This window comes from Flavobacterium sp., assembly GCF_021151785.1.
GTDB lineage: Bacteria > Bacteroidota > Bacteroidia > Flavobacteriales > Flavobacteriaceae > Flavobacterium.
Map to the genome: position 1 here is coordinate 1 of NZ_JAGKWP010000187.1, position 1,717 is coordinate 1,717.

Consider the following 1,717-nt stretch of genomic DNA (forward strand, 5'->3'; position numbering starts at 1 on the left):
TTTTTGGTGTAGTGTCGACTAGACTAAAGTCTAGTCTTATGATATGTGTCGAGCTTACGGCTCTTGTGGATTGGTTGCGATGATGGTATCGACTGGACTAAAGTCCAGCCTTACAAAATGGGCCGAGCCTATGGCTCTCATACGTAATCATTGCGTTTAAATAAAAATAATGGGTTACGTGACGTGTAAGTCCCGTAGGGACGACCTATAATGTAGCAATGGATTTTAATCTATTGTAATGTGTGCGAGATGTTGCGTAGTAGTCCCGTAGGGACGGTCAATGTTATGGCGTTGGATTTTAATCCAATGGTGCTGGTAAAGTGATGTTTTGGTGTTGTGTCGACTAGACTAAAGTCTAGCCTTATGATATGTGTCGAGCTTACGGCTCTTGTGGGTTGGTTGCGATGATGGTATCGACTGGACTAAAGTCCAGCCTTACAAAATGGGCCGAGCCTATGGCTCTCATACGTAATCATTGCGTTTAAATAAAAACAATGCGTTACGCAACGTGTAAGTCTCGTAGGAACGACCCATAATGTAGCAATGGATTTTAATCTATTGTAATGTGTGCGAAATGTTGCGTAGTAGTCCCGTAAGGACGGTCAATGTTATGGCGTTGGATTTTAATCCAATGGTGCTGGTAAAGTGATGTTTTTGGTGTAGTGTCGACTAGACTAAAGTCTAGCCTTATGATATGTGTCGAGCTTACGGCTCTTGTGTGTGACGTTGTGTTGATGTCAACTGGACTGAAGTCCAGCTTTATAATATGGGTCGAGCCGCTGGCTCTAGTACGTAAACATTGCGTTTAACTAAAAATAATGCGTTGCGCAACGTGTAAGTTTCGTAGGGACGACTTATAATGTAGCAATGGATTTTAATCTATTGTAATGTGTAAAAGATGTTGCGTAGTAGTCCCGTAGGGACGGTCAATGTCATGGCGTTGGATTTTAATCCAATAGTGATAGCAAAGTGATGTTTTTGGTGTTATGTCGACTAGACTAAAGTACAGCTTTATGATATGTGTCGAGCCTACGGCTCTAGTGTCTGACGTTGTGTTGATGTCAACCGGACTAAAGTCCAGCTTTACAAGATGGGTCGAGCCGCTGGCTCTAGTACGTAAACATTGCGTTTAAATAAAATTAATGTGTTATGCAACGTGTAAATCCTGTAGGGACGAGTTATAATGTAGCAATGGATTTTAATCTATTGTAATATATACGAGATGTTGCGTAGTAGTCCCGTAGGGACGGTCAATGTTATGGCGTTGGATTTCAATCCAATGGTGCTGGTAAAGTGATATTTTGGTGTAGTGTCGACTAGACTAAAGTCTAGTCTTATGATATGTGTCGAGCTTACGGCTCTTGTGTGTGACGTTGTGTTGATGTCAACTGGACTAAAGTCCAGCTTTACAAGATGGGTCGAGCCGCTGGCTCTCATGCGTAAACATTGCGTTTAAATAAAAATAATGCGTTACGTAATGTGTAAGTCCCGTAGGGACGCCCTATAATGTAGCAATGGATTTTAATCTATTGTAATATATACGAGATGTTGCGTAGTAGTCCCGTAGGGACGGTCAATGTTATGGCGTTGGATTTTAATCCAATGGTGATAGCAAAGTGATGTTTTTGGTGTAGTGTCGACTAGACTAAAGTCTAGTCTTATGATATGTGTCGAGCTTACGGCTCTTGTGGATTGGTTGCGATGATGGTATCGACTG

General features: G+C 41.8%; 1 protein-coding gene. It reads right to left on the bottom strand.

Annotated features, from left to right (window positions below; all coding sequences use genetic code 11):
• Window positions 1-1,521 precede the first annotated feature (1,521 nt).
• The coding region (locus QZ824_RS11525; protein WP_291276162.1) for a hypothetical protein at window positions 1,522-1,717 on the bottom strand (196 nt) is incomplete at its 5' end.